The sequence below is a fragment of the Gluconobacter japonicus genome (assembly GCF_015244665.1).
Taxonomy (GTDB): domain Bacteria; phylum Pseudomonadota; class Alphaproteobacteria; order Acetobacterales; family Acetobacteraceae; genus Gluconobacter; species Gluconobacter japonicus.
The window spans coordinates 536,150-551,958 of sequence record NZ_JABCQN010000001.1; the positions used below are offsets into that span (position 1 = coordinate 536,150).

Here is a 15,809-nt window from a genome sequence, read left to right on the forward strand (position 1 = left end):
ATTTTCCCAGGTTTCAGAGGGGTGAGAGCAGTGGGCCATTTGCCCAGGTGCCAGCAAAAAACTGGCTGCCATCCGTCATGACGGTTTCACCGTCCGCGTTCAGGGAGAGGCCAGCCGGCAAGGATTTCGTCCCAGCCTGGTACCCAGCTGGCGCGAGGTATCGGCTTCCATCAGCCACCAGATCGGACGGCAGGATCTGCGCATCGGACGGAACAGGGCGCACAAAGCCGTCCTGGTCGATATAGACCCGGCTACCATCCAGTCCGGACACGGCCGTCAACAGGTCTGCCAGCGTGGCGACGGTGTCGCCCGTCTGAAACTGCGTTGCCCCATCCAGCGGAATGGCTGTCGCCAGACGGGCTGGCGTGGTCTGTGTGGCCGGCAGAACCTTCAGCGCCGCGACCAGAGATTTGCCGTCTGTCAGGGACAACTGCCCCAGAGCATCCAGCGCTGCCAGGCCGCCCGCTTTGCCTCGGAAGGAATTTACGGTGTCCGAGGACGCAGTCCCGGCCGCTTCAGCTTTGGCGGCCGCACTGGCAGCAGCCGTTTCCGCAGCCTCTACAGCATCATCCAGACCGATTGCCGCACTGATGGCCTGTGCCAGAACAAGGATTGTGACCTGATTGGCACCTGTTCCGCCGGCTTTGGTGACGATTCCCAGGAGCGCGTCCGTGGAGGACACGCTGTCCGCGAACGGGAGGCCGGAAATCGGCTGCCCTGGTTGATTGGTTGTTGCCATGTTGTCTCTCTATGCGAGCAGCAGCGTGTCTGTTGCCGATCGGAAAACCTGATTGAGCAACGGGACGCCGGCAGGGGATGTGAGGTGACTGGCCCCGTCCGGAGACAGCAGCTGCGCCACGGAAACCTGCTTCACCTGCGAGGTGCCAAGGGTAAGAACCCGGCCATCCGGATCCGTCAGTGCGTTCGGAATGATGGGCGTGCCATCGGCCAGAGATGGCCAGTCCGGCACGTCGTCCGGCTCGCTGTCCAGGTTGATCTGGACAGTCACGGCTTCCGTGTGACGACGCCCCTGCAACGTGTGCAGGGTCAGGCTCACCGGCACCAGTGTGTTCGGTTGGCCACCTGCCAGACAGACAACGGCGAGGCCGTTGACTTTGCCGCACCAGAGCGCTGTCAGGTCCGAGGACGTGACAGGATCCGGAGCCGTGGCAGAGACGGACTGAAGCGTGTCACCCGCATCTGCAAGCCAGCGGCGGGGATCCAGTGCAAACTCCAGGACGTCAGCCGGTGCTTTCGGTGCCCAGCTTTGCCGGATGGAGGGCAGCCGGACACCCCAGAGCGGCGGCGTACTGGACGCCAGCAGCCGCAGGGTCCGCGCCGACGCGACCGTCACGCCTGGACAATGGATGTCAGCCATGACGCAACCTCATGTCAGCCGCCAGAAGCTGGAGGCGTTGCCGGGATCCGGTCGATCTTGAAGGTTCCGCCCGCTGCCAGCGGATTGCCGGAGATGTCGAACGTGGCCACGATCGTGGTGTTCTTGCTGCCGGCATTGATCTGCGGGTTTCGGAGGGCTGCGTTCAGGAATGTGAACACGTAGCTGTTTCCGGCCGCGTCCTTTACCGTAATGGCGATCGGTCCCTGCGTTCCCGCGGCGTAAAGCTGGTATTCATCCCAGGTCTTGAAGAAATACTGGATCTGGCCTGTTGCCAGAATTTCGCCTGGACGGATCCCGCAGGCATCCGCATGGCCCATGCCATAGTCAGCCCCGGAGCCATTCCGGTTCAACGTGATCTGGACCTGACGAATACAGCCAGCAGGTGTCTTGCCCTGAATGGTCAGGCCGGAGAAGTTGCCGACCGTGTCGAAAATCCGGCCTGTCGGGGCTGCCGTATAGGCCGTGGCAGGATCCGCGTCTGCGATGGACTGCCCTTTACAGGTGAAGTCAAACGCGACGGACGAGAAGCTGCCCTGGGCAAAGGTGAGCTGTGCCTGCGTGCAGAAGGAGCCTGGACGGACCAACCATTTTCCGCCCAGCTTTTCGATGACCGTCCAGGTTTTGACGACGGCACCGTTCTGGATCGTGTTGCTGTTCCAGTCTGCCCCAAGGACGGCGGCCAGCATGTCGTCATAGGTGCCATACGACAGGGCACCAGACAGCGTGCCTGAGGTCGTGGTCTGTGTGACGACTTCCTGAGAGGCTTCGATGTCCGTATTGATTTCATCCGGACGCTGCGTTGTGTCCTGAGGGCGGAAGTTTTCGCCCGTGAAACGGGTGCTCTGGAATGTCCCGGTCGCCTGGACGCCGTAAGTCTTCTCCAGACCATAGGCAATGGCCGTGTCATTAGACTGGGCACCGGCCTGATACCCTGCTGTCGAGCCCGTGAAGGCCATGGTTTCACCTCATAAAAAAAGCCACCGCGAGGGTGGCTGTGTCAGACAAAATCAGGGGGATGGCAGAGGCAGGACGATGTCCTGGTACCGATAGGTCACGGCCAGACTGAACCGAACCCACTTTCCTGTCTGGTCACTATCGGGCGGATCGTAAGACTTCCCGTCATAATAGAGACCTTCGGGTGCGGCACCGTCCGGGACGCGGAACGCGACTGACAGGGCCTTGCGGCGTTCGAGCGCAGGCAAGGCCCCATAACCGCGTGGCACGAACAGGTGCAGCCAGATCTGGCCAGTTTCTTCGTCAACAATCTCACCGACGCCAAGGCGATCGCCGTCCGCGCTAGCAACTTCGAACAGAACCCAAGGGTGCTGCTGATCCTCCGTAGCCTGCGCCATCGCATCCAGCACCGGAATGCCAAAAGGCGCCATGGCCGCAGACGCGCGCTGGAACCCGTCCATCCAGACGACCGGAGAGGTCATGTTCCACCTGCTGCAAAGAGTTTCCAGCCGCAGATCTGATCGCCGTCATAAACAGCTGTCGCATCTGTCAGCGTGTAAATCCGATCGCCGTCCTTCAGCTGGTCCATATTGCGCGGGCGACCATATCCAGCAGCTTGCAGCTCATCATTCAGGATTTCCGCCGCGAACGGCATGACCGAAACGCCGGCTTCCAGCGCTGCCCTAGCAGGCGGCGCGGAATAGGCGATCAGGTTCACCGCAACGGGAGCAGGAAGGCTGCCATTATTCGCACGGGACAACGCCATCATGCGGCCTTTACGTCGGATCTGACGACGCCGGCGTTCTGTCTGATACCCCATCAGGCACACCCTGCACTGCGGAAACGTTGCACCAGCCCAGCCGCTTCCGGTGTCAGTCCTCCTAAGGAGGGATCCAGAACAGCCCAGCTTGTGGAGCCCACGCCCTGTTCATTTTCTGATTTCAAAGTCGGATCACGGCCCTGAGCATAGTAGGAGGCAGCTGCGACGCGCCGCACGGCCAGGCAAATGGCTCCCGGAAAATTTCCAGGCTGCACGGTTCCGTCATCCAGAGTGACGGACGGGGTATAACCCGCCTCATAGGTCACGTGATACCGGCCTGCCGGCCAGAAAGGCTGTGTGACATCAGGCCGGTAAAGTTCGCCGCAGTCGTCATCGATGACCAGATCGTTGATGGTGTCTTGCTCAAGCGCTGTTCCGTTTCGTGTGACAGCAATCACGTTGTGAACGGGATAGACGCCAAGGAGCAGAGACAGCGTGCGAGGGAAGGGACGCACAAAGATTTGGTCCTGCCAGGTCTGGGACAGAAGAGGCCGGCCGATAAATGTCAGAACGGCCTCAGTCGCATCCAGAAGGTATCTCTGGAGGTTCGTATCAGACTGGGCATCTGTGATGCCCAGGTCCGCTTTCAGATCCGCCAGAGAGGCCAAAGGCACCAGGGCAGGAGCTGACCCGAGGGGAATGCTTCTCATCGATCAGTCTCCTGCTTGAGGTTAGCCGCCGTTCGCCGGCGCTGCGCCTGTCTGGAGCGCCTTGATGGCCGTACCGGCACCAGGCATGCCGCCGCCGAAGCGCGCATATCCGAAGAAGGCGGTCTGGAGAGCATCGGCATAGCGCTCATTCAGGCGCACGACCGACAGGCCTTTCACGTTTCGGAACTTGTAGTTCTTGAAGTTGCCAAACAGCATCGCCTTATTGCCAGCCCCAATGTCAGGCATGCTCTGATTGATGTTCAAAGGCGAGCCCGCGAACATATCCGGTGCGCCTGCAGCAATGGATGGAGACCAGAGTGGGCGGCCTTCATTGTCCTTCAGCTTGCGCAAAGCCTTGAACGTCATATCGTTCAACATGAACGAAGCGCCCTGACGATAGGCTGGATCCACACTGTGCTGCAGGTCGAGAATGTCATCATAGCCGATGGCAACGGTGGCCGTGGTAGCGCCTACTCCTGCGGCCGTGCAGACACCCTGCGGCATATTCGTGCCGGTCCCTACAGTCAGATCATCTGCCAGAGTACGGCCAAAGCGCGTGGCCAGAGCCGTACGCAGGAAGGCGTCCAGATCAAGGAAGGAATCCTGCATCAGCGTCCAGGGCACTAGTACGGCATCCGTAGCGTACAAATAGGCCAGGACGTTGGAGATTCCGAACTTCAGGTCGCTGGTGCTGATCGTAGTGTTTTCACCAATGATCTTGGCGCGAGCAGATGTGTCGTCGTTCGTTGGCCAGGGAAGGGGCGCACCGGACCCTGTCTGGATCTCGTCGAACAGATCCAGGGACGTGAAGTACCCCTTCAGAGCGACCAGGAGCTGATCGGCAAAGAGGGGAGGAACGAGATAGCCGCCAGCCTGACCGGACTGGGTGCTCTGTGCGGCCCGGAACTCAGTGCCCAGGCGTGCCTGGTTGAGGGCGAAGACACGGTCCTCTCCGGCAAGGTTGTCCATGCCACCACGTAGCCATGCGCCGAAGACACGGACTTCCTGCGTTTCACGATCGCGCTGTTCGTCTGCGCCTCGGCCTTCACCTTCGCCACGGGCCGCAATCTGCACAGCCAGTTCCGCTTCAGCAGCTTCTGCTGTTTCAATGCGATCAATTCGAGCCTTCAGTTCATCTGCCTCGGCCATCATGGCATCGAACTGGGTATTCTGTTCTGCGGTGACGGTTTCGCCGTTGATCAGGGCGCGGGCGTCAGAAATCAGCTTCGCACGCTTGGCGCGTAGTTCCTTGGAACGCATGGAATGTCCTGTTTTAGATAGGAAACGGGCACGCTGCGCCTGAGCGGCGCGCTGCCGTAAATTCATGTCTGATTCTGCCTCCCCTGGAGGTCAGTCAGAGCATGGTCAGAGGGTGTTTTCGGCCTCGGCCAGACGGGCCACGCGTCGACGCGAGCAGAGCGCCATATCGGCCGCCAGTGCGAGGACATCCTTGTCAGGTGTCAGGTCGATCTTGGCGGATGGCGAGGTCGTGCGGTCATCATTCACGATGACATCGGCCAGACCTGCATCTTTGGCCTCTTCGGCCGTAAACCAGGTCTCGGCATCCATCAGTGCAGAGATCTCTTCGACACTCTGGCCTGTTTTGCTGGAATAGAGAGCCGCCATCTGGCCATCTATCTTAGCCATGACACCGGCCGTGGATGTCATGTCGGCTTTGTTGCCGACAACAAGGCCCCAGGCATTGTGAATCATCATGAAAGCATTGGGTGCGATCATGAGCGTATCGCCCGCTAAAGCAATATAGGAGGCTGCCGAGGCTGCCAGACCGTCGATGATGACATTGACCGTGCCATCATGCTGCTTGAGTGAGGCATAGATGGCTAGACCATCGAACACGTCACCGCCTGGGCTGTTGATGCGCAGGTTGATGGGTCCGGGACCGACCTGCGCCAGCTGGTTGGCAAAATCCTTTGCCGTCACCCCCCAAAAGCCGATTTCGTCATACAGCAGGATCTCGGCCGGTTGCCCATCTGCACGGGGACGGCTGGTCAGGGTCTGGGGAAGCCCTGCCTGTGTAAAGGCCAGCAAGGCACGGTTTGAGAACCGGCCTGCCTGGGCATTGTAGCGTTTCATTCCTGTTGCCCTGGTGAAGGTTGAGGAACAGGCGGGGCATTATCTGGCCCCTTCGCTGCCTGTGTTGTCAACGGCACGTTGGTGCTGTTGATCAGTGGCGTGTCGCCGCCCTTCACGGGGGGCCGGTTCTTTTTCCGGCGTGCCTCATTGATGGTGCTGACACCACTGGAAATCTCACTTTGCATGACCGTGGCTGTTTTGGCCGGATCCATGGACAGCAGGCCGTCCCGGTCAAATTCTGCGAACAGACGGGTGCCCGAGAATAGCTTGTAATTCAGCTCGCTTTCGATCCGCCGCAGATCTGCATCGAGCGAAAAGATCAGATACGCCAGCGTATTTTCAGACAGGCCTGTGCCCCACGACGTGGTCTTGTCCGTCTCGTTCAGGAGATGGAGCGGGACGCCAAAGAAGCGGGAAATATCCGCCACTTGGTAACGTCTGGCTTCGATCGTCTGGAGATCCTGTGGCGAGAGCTGAAAGGGCGTGTATTTCGACCCTTCATCTGCGATGACTGTTTTACCCCAGTTGGCCACACCCGATTGAGCCTGTTCCAGCTGCCGTCGAAGCCGATTGAAAGCTGGATCAGACATTTTTCCAGGCACCTGCATAACGCCGCTTGGCATCGAGGCGTTCTGGTGAACACGGCCAGTGCGCTCTTCCATCGAACGCGCTAGGCCGACCGATCCGCGCGCAAAAGACTGGATCCGAGATAGGCCCTTGATCCCGTCAAAGCCCGGTCCGGGAATGTGCAGCATGTCTTCCTGATGCAGCACTTCGCTGTTGCCGTCGTCGTCCGTACAAACGTAGAAATTGATTCCCCGCTTGCCTGGTAGACGGACCACCTGGACCTGCCAAGGCATATAGGCGTCAAAGCCGATGACACGGCCAGCGCCATCGTAGCGGATGGCACTGTAATGATTGCCCCAGAGCAGCATGTTCACGCCCCAGAGTTCCCGCCAGGAGAAAGCTGTAAGAGCGCGCCCTGGAAAAGGTGCAGTCTGCAGCAGTGGCATCAGCCGATGGTTTGGCAGTTCTTCGCGCTGCCCATCTGCCGACAGGCGGTAAATCTTGAGTGGAAGTCCTGCGATGACACCCGCTTCCAAGGTCACGCACCGGTAGACAGCCGAACAGGCCATAGCGGTGCGTTCACTGACAGGTGGCATCCAGTCATCGCTAGTACCTGGAAGACCTAGAAATTCGCCCCAACTGCCAATCTCGGAAAGAGGCGTGCTGGGGTTCTCTAGGCTGTGGGCCATTATAGCTGGTAAGACAGGCTCTTTCCGATCCGATTGAGGACGTTGAGAGCCGCCGAAAATTGAATTCAGGAATCCCATAAATCCTCACGGTCAAAAATGCTTTTGGATCCGGGTGGCTCCGGGTTTTTGGACATGCAGGCCACGGCATCGAACGTGGCCATCAGGGGATCGATCTTCTTTCCGCCCGCCAACTGCTTGGTGATTTCGATGTTGTTGCCGCGTGCCTGGGCTTTGGCATTGCCGACGGCCCAGGCCATGATAGGGCGTCCGCCATGATGGAAAGACCCGTCAGCCAGCTTCCGCTCTAGGGTCTTGATCGGTCCGGTGAGCTTCCATCCCTGGCTCACACCAACGATTTGGCTTTCCTCGATCCCGCGACGGCGAAGCTCAAAAACGATTTCCGCGACCCCAGCCGGATCGAGCCCGATCAGGGCAAGTTTGCCCGTTCGGTTGAGATCCTCTGCGATGTCGCCCAATTCAATGATGTCATCCTGCATGAGTGTGACCAGGACGAGATCCCCTTGTTTCTCGAAGTCGAGATATCGGGGCGCTTCTTCTTTGCGAGTTTTGAGAACATCGCAGAAGACCCAGCTGCGTTGCCAATGCAGCCACTCTTCATTTTCCTCATCACAGCCCAGAACAACCATGGATAGGAAGTCATCCAGCCCACCGCCGTCAATGCCGACGACGAGGACACGAGAGCGTCTGACAAGCTCTTTTAGGGTCAGGTCCGGATCGCCGCACTTTTCCCAGTATTTCGCACCGGCCCAGGCTTTTTCTCTGAGAGAGAGACCGACCTCGACGTTGAGGTGCTTGGCCATCCAGACCCGTAGTGGGCCTTCACCGGCTTCTTTTTGCTGGTCAAACTGACTGAGCAGAAAGTCCTCACTGACTGACAGCCCATAGTTCGGATTGGTGATGTACCAATTGTCCGGATCTTTGTGTTTCTCAGCCTCGATAAGAGAGGCGGGAAACTCATAGATGACCGGAAAGAACTTCTTGTTCTCCAGCTTTCCATCCCGGACAGACCGGGCATACTCCAGCTTCGATTTAAAAACGCCAGCGGGCTCTTCTTCCGACTGGGTGGAGAGGTAGATCACAAAGCCTTCCGGCCGTGAGGACATGCCGCCCATGGCCTCCATGATCATGTTCTCGCCTGTCGGCTTCTTCCCAAATTCCCACAGTTCGTCGATCAGGATCCCGGTGGCCTTCTTACCCACGACTGCCTGCCCATCAGCGGCCACGACCTTGAGCGTGGCACCAGTCTGCCGATGGGTGATAACGCGATTGTACTGCTGGACATGAAAGATTGCGTCCAGGTCGGGATCGTTCAGCACCATGTCCCGAGCCGGTTTAAAGGCGTTGTCAGCTGCTTCCTTGGTCGGTGCCAGAATGAGAAATTCAGCAGACCGCCGCCAGTTCAGGACTAGCTGGGTCAGCATGACGCCGGCAGCGATGGTGGACTTGGTGTTCTTCTTGCTGACCAGCAGGAAGAATTCGTTGATGTGTCGGACGCCTGTATCCGGATCGTAGGATCCGAAGAAGGATGCCGCGAAATCCTTCAGCCAGGGACGGCAGGACTCCCCAATCGTCGGCTCGCCCATCACATCGACGAGCTTCAGGGCATTGAAAACGTCCATGCCCTGCTTGGCAGCGGCAGGGAAAAGAGGTGCGCAGGGGATCAGGCTTTCGCGGGCAACAATCCGCTGTTCCCAATCATGGCAGGCCGTTGACCAGGTGAGGCTCGCAACGGCCGCTGTAATAGCTGCCACCTGTTTGACCGCTTTTTTGATGCCCGATCGTTTTGACGTCGTTTTCCGTACCCGAGAGGTTGTTTTAACCGTCCCGTCGCTTGCCATTGTTCACCACCAGTTTGGGCTGTGTCATGGGAGCAAACCGACCGGAGGACGCCTTTTCAGCTTCATCCTTTTGCTGCTCTTTCTTGCCTTTTTTGGACCCAGCTTTGCCACCTAGGAGCGTGACAGTCTGCGCAATCGTCTTCAGGATATTCGCTCGCATCGAGTGACTGACGGCTTTCATCATCTCAGCCTGGCGTCGTGGACTTTTGTCGTCAGCAGTTTCATCACTGATGGTCTCGATGATTTCATCGAGGTGCTCAGTCGAATGCTCAAGCTCTTCGGTCATACGCCCAGCCAAGCAGAGCAAACGCTCTTCCAGGTCTTCGGGAATGGCTTCCGCGACGACAGGTGAGGGGCGTTTGTGCGCAACTGGACGTTGGTGCGCAGTGGTGCGCACTTTTGGGGTAGAAGTGCGCACCTTTTGCGCGCCCGTTTTCTCCCATCCTTCAGACGCGATGCGCTTGCGCAGGGTGCTTTCAGCAATCCCGAATTGCTTGGCAATCTGGCGGTTTGACAGGCTTCCCGCGCAATAAGCGTTGGCAATTTCCGCCCAGTCTGTTGGCGGTTTCTTCGACATTCTGGACCGTCCTGCGCAGGATGGTGCGCACCTCATTTCGTAATTTCAGGAAAAATTTTCACGCGTGGGACTGGCGCGGTTACGCCCCCTGGGCCGGCCTGAAGATCCGACCCACCCCCTTAAATCCGTACCATTTCGGTATGGTTTAACGTGCCGAGATGAAAAAACAGCAGTTTTCCGCCACTTTCACCAGTTTTTGGCAGTACGCCTTGCTCTGGCCTGCGCCGTCTTGGCCGTGTGGCACGAACCACAGAGCAGCTGGACGTTCTTTGGGTCCAGCTTTGCACCGCCGTCCTTCAGTTCAACGATGTGATCACCGAAGATCCGGCAGCCCGTGCGGCCGCAGCGCTCGCAGACGCGTCCACGCTGTTTGAGGATGGTGGCCATGAGGCCTCGCCATTCCTTCGACACGTAGAACGCATCCGCAGTCTTGGGAGGAACGCGGGTAATGCTGGTGTCCAGCACTGCTAACCCGCTGTTGATGCAACGTAGCAGTGCCATGACACTCTCCCGTGTGGTCTAGTTAGAGATCAGAACTTCACCGCGCTTCCCAGCTGCGTTGGGATTGATCGAGTAGTTCACGTCCACGCGTTCAATCCGGAACCGGTTGAATGTCTCCCGAACCTCAGGGCGATCATTCAAAGACAAGATGAAGCGGCCTTTGATCGATGCCAGAGCATCAGCCATCTGCATGAACTGGTCGCGGCTGAAAGCCGCTGCATAGTCGTTCTCGTTCCCCCAGTAAGGCGGATCCAGGTAGAACAGCGTTTCAGGCCGATCATAACGCGTGATGACATCTGCCCAGGGCAGACACTCGATGACGACGCTTGAGAGGCGTGCATGTACGTCTTCAAGGATCGGTCCAAGCGTAGCGACGTCAAAGCGGGCAGGGCGTCCAACTGAGACGCCGAATGCCTGAACCTTGGTCTTACCTCCGAATGCCATGCGCTGGAGATACAAAAACCGAACAGCACGCTCCAGATCAGTCAAACTGCTCGCTTTAGCACGCCGGAGTCGTTCAAACTCGTCTCGGCTTGTCACCTGCCAGCGGAGCATGTCCATGAGTGGCACGTAATGCCGCTGGAGGATCCGGAAGAGGTTGGCAACATCACGGTTCAGATCGTTGATGACTTCAGCCTTCGACCTGAACGGACGCCGCAGAAATACGCCACCCATGCCAACAAATGGCTCAACATAGGTGGTGTGCGGAATGTCCTTGATCCGGTCGCTAATGGTCTTTGCAAGACCACGCTTTCCACCAAGATAGGGCGCAACAGGACGCACTGGTGCGACAGGGATAAGTCCCTGATTCGACTCCCTCATTTATTTACCCGATAAAAAGCCCCGCCACTGCAGTGGTCGGTGGGGCAGCTTCGCTGTGGGTGTTAGTCGCACCCGGATCAGCTGTGTAGGCAGCTTATCCCCCACCACAAGACTGCGTCCAATCAAATGGCAGGAAGCTGTTCAGGCCTTGGCGATGTCCAAGGGCACCTGAATGAACGCGCTGTCCGGTGATGCGCGCTCGTGGAAACGGATGTAACTGCGAGAGGCATTGACCTTCACCGCGTCAGTGATGGCCTGCATGGCGCGCTTCCATTCCTCATCGTCAATCGAAAGCCGGCGCAAGCCCAGGATCTTCGAGACGTTCAGCTTGCCTTCCTTACCGACATCAAAGGCATCGGTGACGACAGCGCGGATGTTGGCGTTTCCGCCTTCTGTCCAGCGTGTCAGGCAGCTGTCCACTAGCTCCTTGGCGATCTGGAGTTCAGGACCGAACGTGATGGTGTCGCTGATGGCGATAGTGATGCGCTCGCAGCCATCATAAGTCGCCAGCGTCAGATTGCCCTTCGCGCCACCTTTCTTGGCTCCATACTGCTCAGCCAGCAGGTCGAGAAAAGCCCGGATATCGCTGTCAGCATCCTCACGAAACTGGCGCATCCCATCTCGAATGGAGCGGGCACGCTCGAAGAGTTTCTTAACCAGTTCGTCCTGGAGAAGGTCTTCCGGCTTCACGTTAGCACGCGGGACAAGACGTCCTGCGGAATCTGTCATGTAGTCGTCAGGATTGTGGCTCATGCCTGTTCTCGCTTGCGCTTGGCTTCAATCTCACGGGCACGGCGCGCCTCGGCAGCCGCCCAGAGCTTCATTCCAGGCATTCGGGCGTATTGTGCCGTGCGTTCGTAACGCTCGGCGGCGCGTGTCCAGAAATTCACGTTCTCGGCTCTGATTTCATCAGGCGTCTCAGGGCGTCGTCGATATCGGGTGCTCATAGCGTTCTCCAATAATGGCCGACGCCGCGTTTTCGTGAGGCGTCAGTCTTTCAGGTAATTGCCGCCGCCATCGCCCTCTCGGACGTGGGCGTATCGTGTTGTGGTCTTCAGGTCCGAATGTCCCAAAGTCTGCTGGACGACGTGCGCTGGCGCGCCATTGTCCAGGGCGTGTGAGGCGTGGGCGTGCCGGAACCAGTGCGCAGAGGCATCAGGTAATCCGGCACGCTTCGCCGCCCGCTTCACGAGGCGATGTGCCGCTCTCAAGTGAAGAGGGCTCCCATCGTGGCCGGGGACGACAGGCGTATCGGGACGCCAGTCGTCTGCTCTCACAGCCACGATCTCTTTCCACAGCTTTGCGGGGACAAGCACATGGCGTGTCTTGTTTCCCTTGCCGAACACGGAGGCCACGCCTCCCTGTTGACGCCGTGTCATGTCTCGCCATTTGAGGGCGCACATCTCTGAGATGCGCAGCCCCATGAAATACAGAACGCGGAGCGCGACCCGCTTTCGCGGGCAGGGCTCCTGTTCGATGATGCGCTTTACATCCTCTTCCGTGAGGATCCGCTCACTGAGACGATCGTGCCCGCGCTCCAAGCGAAGCGCTGCGCCAACGTCCACATCCAGAAAACCAACGCGGACCCCGAAGGCCAGAGCCGATTTGACGGACGCCAACTTTCGACGGCGCGTGGCGTCTGATCCTGTGAGGCTGTCAAACCAGCCTTGCAGGTCATCCAGGACAACATCCGCAAGCGGCTTACCTGCCCACTGGCGGAATGCGTCCACATCTGCACGATAGGCGCGGGACGTGTTCGTAGACCTGTTGTGAAGCCACATATTCACGAGGCGATCATCATCAGAGATACGGGGCCTTTTCGCGTCCGTCGCTGGCGCCATTGGCCCAACTCTCCGACAAGGTATTGAATTATAAAGGTTTCCGATCCTGCGGAGACCCTGAAAAACCGTCAGATAACGCTGATTATCTGACGGGTTATAGACCCATCCAGAGGGTTATCTGACACTCTGTCCTGATAGGCGTGTCAGATAACTCCGGGTTATCGTGTCGGCTTTTGCCCCGATCAATCAGACGGCGATCCGCCTTTCTTTCGACCACAATCACCCAGCTTAGGACCGCGTGCCAGGACAGATTGATACAATCCTGAGCCACCAGCTTCTATTGCCTGGGCTTCGAGATCCCGACCAAAGCTGGCGAGGATTTTTCGTATTGTTGCGGGACTGGCCTGCATGATGCGGCTGTCCCAGGCGTTGCTGTCCCAGGCGTTGCTGTCCCAGGCGTTGCTGTGCCAGCGATGATCTGTGCACCGAACGACCGTAGAACCTGCCAATCGCAGGAATTTTTCGCGCTTTCCGCCCCAGACTGAGACATCGGCGCGATGGATAAAGGTGCGATTGAAGATGACGGGCACGCAAAGTGCCCGCGCACCATTTACCGCCAGCACAAAATAGTGCTGCGCGCCGCGACGGCACACGTCGCCTGCGCTCGCAGGTGCGAGTGTCCGCATTTCTGATTCACTTTTGGGGGAGGCGAAACGCCAATAAAAAAAGACGTGGACCGTTTCCAGTCACACGCCTTCGTAGAGCTTAGATGTCTACAGTCCGTTCCTGTTTCAGGTCAAGCAATTCGTAAAATTCGTTCATGAAAATCACACCATTTTCGCTGTGCAGCGTCTAAGTAATGCCGTTTGAAAAGCATATAAATCGAAAACTTCTGTTCAAAATAATGCCAAGGACGACGTTGTCTGACCTCGATTTTAATTAGAGTAAAAAAACAGGCTGTTCGTCTATCAAAGCTATATCATCCGTATGATCCAAAAAAAGTTTTTTTACAATATGTTTCTAAGTCTATTTTCGTGTGATAATGAGCATAGGCGACAATGTGTCGAATTTTACGGTAAGTAAAAATAATTAATTTTGGGGGTTTTTGTCGTGGCAAAAAGAATTAGCATAATTAATTTTAAAGGCGGTGTCGGTAAAACTACACTATCTTTCAATTTAGCTGCAGGATTGGCGCGGTATCATAATAGTAGGGTTCTTTTGGTTGATGTTGATCATCAAAGTAGCCTTTCTATAGTTTCTTTAACTGCTTCAGTTTGGTCTGAATGTGTTGATAATCACCGTACTGTGAATGAGATATTTGAGACATTTGTTGGGCAAGGGCATTTCATGCCTGGTGCTGATATCATTGAGAGGAGGGCGGTAAAGAATTCTAGAAACTATAATTCTTTAGATGTACTACCAGCAAGTCTTGAACTTGATGATATTGAAATTGACCTGACAGCTTCACATCAGGGTAATGCCATTCATTCAGAATGGAATAAAAGAACTCTTATCTGTCAATGGCTTGAACATGCAAATATTGATGATGAATACGATTATATCATATTTGACTGTCCTCCTGCGACAAAGATTGTTTCACAGAATGCTATTGCAGCCAGTCATGGTTATATATTGCCGGTAGTGCCTGAGGCGGTTATGGAGCGAGGGGCACCGCATTTAGTCAACATGATTCGTCATGGGATAGATGAACGATTGAATGCACTTTCTCGCATGGGCTCGCACCGGTCGATGTATGTCCGGCAAACTCAACTGATCGCTCTGGCGATCACTCGCATTAGAACGCATGGACCTGCTGCCTCTGGTTATACTAATGATCACACTCTTCATCTTGCCTCTTTGCAGCGGCGTTGGGGACCTAATTTAGTCCAGCCATATATCGAAGAGGGTGTTGGGGTGTCAGAATGTTTGGCTTCAGGAAGACCAGTTTATGATCACCCGCAGGATCAAAACGTAGGTGGTAGGAACTTAGATAGCATGTATCGTCAGCTTACCGACGTCCTCAAAGCTCGGATTGACCGTCTATGAAAAATAAAACACCAATATCAAAAAAAACTACGGCTCATGATCTTTTTTCAGATCATGAGCTTTCGCGCTTTCTTTTAAAGCTGGCAAATCAATATAATGATAAGGTTTTTGGTAATATCAAACTATCGGCTTCGTTACGTGATTTGGCAGGAAGATTAAAGAATGATAAAAATCATAATTTATTAGAAGAGAATTCTAAAAAAAATATCGATTACTCTTACGAATACTATGTTGGTTCTCGTGAAAAAATATCTGACGTCACTGTTGATTGGGTTATAAATATAATCAAAAACAATAAGGCTACTAAAAAATATTTAGTTGATATAGGTCATTTCAGATTTGGAATACCTGAAGCCTCTCTGAAAAAATTGAATATTGAGGGAGTAAGAAATGTTATACTTAATTCCTGTAGTCATGAAATGTCTATAAAAACCATAGAAAATGCAGCTTCGTCTTCAGGGAAGACTAGAAAAACTTAAGCATAAGATAGTTTTATGATGTAATCTTTAGTAATTTTCTAAAATTACTAAAGATTTTTATTTTAATTATTTAAATAATATTTCCATAGTGATCCACTAGCTGTTCTAAGAGCATCTCTACTGCTCCAGTAATTACTTGACGGTTTTTTCTGTATTGCTCAGCAATCTTTCCCAGCGACAGTCCGTCCAACACCAACAGCACCAGCAGATCCGACGCATAACGCCCCAATGTGCGCCTGACTCCCTCACACCGCGCTACTGCGGCAGAACGGGCAATCAGCATGTCGTGGATGTCGCCACCGCCAGATCCACGACGCTCAGGATCTGATGCTCCCATGATTCCAGTCTCGAAATCCCGCGCCCAACGTTGGGCGGCGTCGACGTGGCGTTGGGTGATCGTGCCGGAACGCAGCAAGCCGTAGAGGCCAGCTCCACGGCGTAGGACGTTGGTTGGTGGTCTGTCTTTTCCTTGCTCCAGTTCAGCTAGAGCGATGCGGTTTTTCCAAGCCCCCTGCATGGGGACGGCGTCTTCAATTGGTCGAGTTGCCTCAGCGGCAGTAGTCATTTGCAT

At 55.9% G+C, this 15,809-nt stretch carries 20 protein-coding genes; 2 read left to right on the plus strand and 18 right to left on the minus strand.

Annotation, left to right across the window (positions count from 1 at the left end; genetic code table 11):
• Positions 1-13: 13 nt before the first annotated feature.
• The 17 genes from HKD32_RS02445 to HKD32_RS02525 all read right to left on the minus strand — a co-directional run bounded on the left by HKD32_RS02445 (position 14) and on the right by HKD32_RS02525 (position 13,399).
• Positions 14-739: a hypothetical protein gene (locus HKD32_RS02445; RefSeq protein ID WP_194257442.1), complete on the minus strand. Its 726-nt coding sequence runs from the start codon at positions 737-739 to the stop codon at positions 14-16.
• A 9-nt stretch (positions 740-748) separates the two neighbouring features.
• Positions 749-1,378 (minus strand): phage fiber-tail adaptor protein, encoded by a 630-nt coding sequence (locus HKD32_RS02450; protein WP_194257443.1) that lies wholly within the window; start codon positions 1,376-1,378, stop codon positions 749-751.
• A 14-nt stretch (positions 1,379-1,392) separates the two neighbouring features.
• Positions 1,393-2,355, minus strand: a complete 963-nt coding sequence (locus HKD32_RS02455; RefSeq protein ID WP_194257444.1) for a phage tail tube protein — start codon at positions 2,353-2,355, stop codon at positions 1,393-1,395.
• A gap of 51 nt (positions 2,356-2,406) precedes the next feature.
• Positions 2,407-2,835, minus strand: a complete 429-nt coding sequence (locus HKD32_RS02460) for a hypothetical protein (RefSeq protein ID WP_194257445.1) — start codon at positions 2,833-2,835, stop codon at positions 2,407-2,409.
• Positions 2,832-3,173: a hypothetical protein gene (locus HKD32_RS02465; RefSeq protein WP_194257446.1), complete on the minus strand. Its 342-nt coding sequence runs from the start codon at positions 3,171-3,173 to the stop codon at positions 2,832-2,834. The genes HKD32_RS02460 and HKD32_RS02465 overlap by 4 nt, the downstream gene beginning before the upstream one ends.
• Entirely contained in the window at positions 3,173-3,823 is a 651-nt protein-coding gene (locus HKD32_RS02470; protein WP_194257447.1) for a phage head-tail connector protein, read from the minus strand. The genes HKD32_RS02465 and HKD32_RS02470 overlap by 1 nt, the downstream gene beginning before the upstream one ends.
• Positions 3,824-3,844: 21 nt before the next feature.
• Positions 3,845-5,083, minus strand: a complete 1,239-nt coding sequence (locus tag HKD32_RS02475; protein ID WP_228118700.1) for a phage major capsid protein — start codon at positions 5,081-5,083, stop codon at positions 3,845-3,847.
• A gap of 105 nt (positions 5,084-5,188) precedes the next feature.
• Positions 5,189-5,917 carry a head maturation protease, ClpP-related gene (locus HKD32_RS02480; protein WP_194257449.1) on the minus strand — a complete coding sequence of 243 codons (729 nt, stop codon included), beginning with the start codon at positions 5,915-5,917 and terminating at the stop codon, positions 5,189-5,191.
• The gene (locus HKD32_RS02485; protein WP_228118701.1) at positions 5,914-7,173 is read right to left on the minus strand and encodes a phage portal protein; all 1,260 of its coding nucleotides are present in this window, start codon (positions 7,171-7,173) and stop codon (positions 5,914-5,916) included. The genes HKD32_RS02480 and HKD32_RS02485 overlap by 4 nt, the downstream gene beginning before the upstream one ends.
• Positions 7,174-7,238: 65 nt before the next feature.
• Positions 7,239-9,032, minus strand: coding sequence for a terminase large subunit (locus tag HKD32_RS02490; RefSeq protein WP_194257451.1), 1,794 nt, complete (start codon positions 9,030-9,032; stop codon positions 7,239-7,241).
• Positions 9,010-9,609 carry a terminase gene (locus HKD32_RS02495; RefSeq protein WP_099181147.1) on the minus strand — a complete coding sequence of 200 codons (600 nt, stop codon included), beginning with the start codon at positions 9,607-9,609 and terminating at the stop codon, positions 9,010-9,012. Before HKD32_RS02495 ends, HKD32_RS02490 begins: the two co-directional genes overlap by 23 nt.
• 186 nt (positions 9,610-9,795) lie before the next feature.
• Positions 9,796-10,110: an HNH endonuclease signature motif containing protein gene (locus HKD32_RS02500; RefSeq protein ID WP_194257452.1), complete on the minus strand. Its 315-nt coding sequence runs from the start codon at positions 10,108-10,110 to the stop codon at positions 9,796-9,798.
• An 18-nt stretch (positions 10,111-10,128) separates the two neighbouring features.
• Positions 10,129-10,932, minus strand: a complete 804-nt coding sequence (locus tag HKD32_RS02505; protein WP_194257453.1) for a DNA adenine methylase — start codon at positions 10,930-10,932, stop codon at positions 10,129-10,131.
• Positions 10,933-11,073: 141 nt separating this feature from the next.
• Complete coding sequence (locus tag HKD32_RS02510; protein ID WP_194257454.1) at positions 11,074-11,685, minus strand: DUF3164 family protein; 612 nt, start codon at positions 11,683-11,685, stop codon at positions 11,074-11,076.
• On the minus strand, positions 11,682-11,879 hold the full coding sequence (locus HKD32_RS02515; protein WP_010504887.1) for a hypothetical protein: 198 nt from the start codon (positions 11,877-11,879) through the stop codon (positions 11,682-11,684). The genes HKD32_RS02510 and HKD32_RS02515 overlap by 4 nt, the downstream gene beginning before the upstream one ends.
• 42 nt (positions 11,880-11,921) lie before the next feature.
• The gene (locus HKD32_RS02520) at positions 11,922-12,773 is read right to left on the minus strand and encodes a tyrosine-type recombinase/integrase (protein ID WP_194257455.1); all 852 of its coding nucleotides are present in this window, start codon (positions 12,771-12,773) and stop codon (positions 11,922-11,924) included.
• Between the two features lie 182 nt (positions 12,774-12,955).
• Positions 12,956-13,399, minus strand: a complete 444-nt coding sequence (locus tag HKD32_RS02525; RefSeq protein WP_228118702.1) for a hypothetical protein — start codon at positions 13,397-13,399, stop codon at positions 12,956-12,958.
• Positions 13,400-13,823: 424 nt separating this feature from the next.
• Between HKD32_RS02525 and HKD32_RS02530 the strand changes: the two genes are divergently transcribed.
• Both HKD32_RS02530 and HKD32_RS02535 read left to right on the plus strand, forming a co-directional pair.
• Positions 13,824-14,759, plus strand: coding sequence for an AAA family ATPase (locus HKD32_RS02530; protein ID WP_194257456.1), 936 nt, complete (start codon positions 13,824-13,826; stop codon positions 14,757-14,759).
• The gene (locus HKD32_RS02535) at positions 14,756-15,238 is read left to right on the plus strand and encodes a hypothetical protein (protein ID WP_194257457.1); all 483 of its coding nucleotides are present in this window, start codon (positions 14,756-14,758) and stop codon (positions 15,236-15,238) included. The genes HKD32_RS02530 and HKD32_RS02535 overlap by 4 nt, the downstream gene beginning before the upstream one ends.
• Positions 15,239-15,308: 70 nt before the next feature.
• On the opposite strand, the gene HKD32_RS02540 is transcribed toward HKD32_RS02535, so the two are convergent.
• Complete coding sequence (locus tag HKD32_RS02540; RefSeq protein WP_228118704.1) at positions 15,309-15,803, minus strand: hypothetical protein; 495 nt, start codon at positions 15,801-15,803, stop codon at positions 15,309-15,311.
• Positions 15,804-15,809 lie beyond the last annotated feature (6 nt).

Coding starts and splice junctions, on each gene's coding strand:
- HKD32_RS02445 (WP_194257442.1), bottom strand. CDS start 739: ATGGCAACAACCAATCAACCAGGGCAGCCGATTTCCGGCCTCCCGTTC.
- HKD32_RS02450 (WP_194257443.1), bottom strand. CDS start 1,378: ATGGCTGACATCCATTGTCCAGGCGTGACGGTCGCGTCGGCGCGGACC.
- HKD32_RS02455 (WP_194257444.1), bottom strand. CDS start 2,355: ATGGCCTTCACGGGCTCGACAGCAGGGTATCAGGCCGGTGCCCAGTCT.
- HKD32_RS02460 (WP_194257445.1), bottom strand. CDS start 2,835: ATGACCTCTCCGGTCGTCTGGATGGACGGGTTCCAGCGCGCGTCTGCG.
- HKD32_RS02465 (WP_194257446.1), bottom strand. CDS start 3,173: ATGGGGTATCAGACAGAACGCCGGCGTCGTCAGATCCGACGTAAAGGC.
- HKD32_RS02470 (WP_194257447.1), bottom strand. CDS start 3,823: ATGAGAAGCATTCCCCTCGGGTCAGCTCCTGCCCTGGTGCCTTTGGCC.
- HKD32_RS02475 (WP_228118700.1), bottom strand. CDS start 5,083: ATGCGTTCCAAGGAACTACGCGCCAAGCGTGCGAAGCTGATTTCTGAC.
- HKD32_RS02480 (WP_194257449.1), bottom strand. CDS start 5,917: ATGAAACGCTACAATGCCCAGGCAGGCCGGTTCTCAAACCGTGCCTTG.
- HKD32_RS02485 (WP_228118701.1), bottom strand. CDS start 7,173: ATGGCCCACAGCCTAGAGAACCCCAGCACGCCTCTTTCCGAGATTGGC.
- HKD32_RS02490 (WP_194257451.1), bottom strand. CDS start 9,032: ATGGCAAGCGACGGGACGGTTAAAACAACCTCTCGGGTACGGAAAACG.
- HKD32_RS02495 (WP_099181147.1), bottom strand. CDS start 9,609: ATGTCGAAGAAACCGCCAACAGACTGGGCGGAAATTGCCAACGCTTAT.
- HKD32_RS02500 (WP_194257452.1), bottom strand. CDS start 10,110: ATGGCACTGCTACGTTGCATCAACAGCGGGTTAGCAGTGCTGGACACC.
- HKD32_RS02505 (WP_194257453.1), bottom strand. CDS start 10,932: ATGAGGGAGTCGAATCAGGGACTTATCCCTGTCGCACCAGTGCGTCCT.
- HKD32_RS02510 (WP_194257454.1), bottom strand. CDS start 11,685: ATGAGCCACAATCCTGACGACTACATGACAGATTCCGCAGGACGTCTT.
- HKD32_RS02515 (WP_010504887.1), bottom strand. CDS start 11,879: ATGAGCACCCGATATCGACGACGCCCTGAGACGCCTGATGAAATCAGA.
- HKD32_RS02520 (WP_194257455.1), bottom strand. CDS start 12,773: ATGGCGCCAGCGACGGACGCGAAAAGGCCCCGTATCTCTGATGATGAT.
- HKD32_RS02525 (WP_228118702.1), bottom strand. CDS start 13,399: ATGCGGACACTCGCACCTGCGAGCGCAGGCGACGTGTGCCGTCGCGGC.
- HKD32_RS02535 (WP_194257457.1), top strand. CDS start 14,756: ATGAAAAATAAAACACCAATATCAAAAAAAACTACGGCTCATGATCTT.
- HKD32_RS02540 (WP_228118704.1), bottom strand. CDS start 15,803: ATGACTACTGCCGCTGAGGCAACTCGACCAATTGAAGACGCCGTCCCC.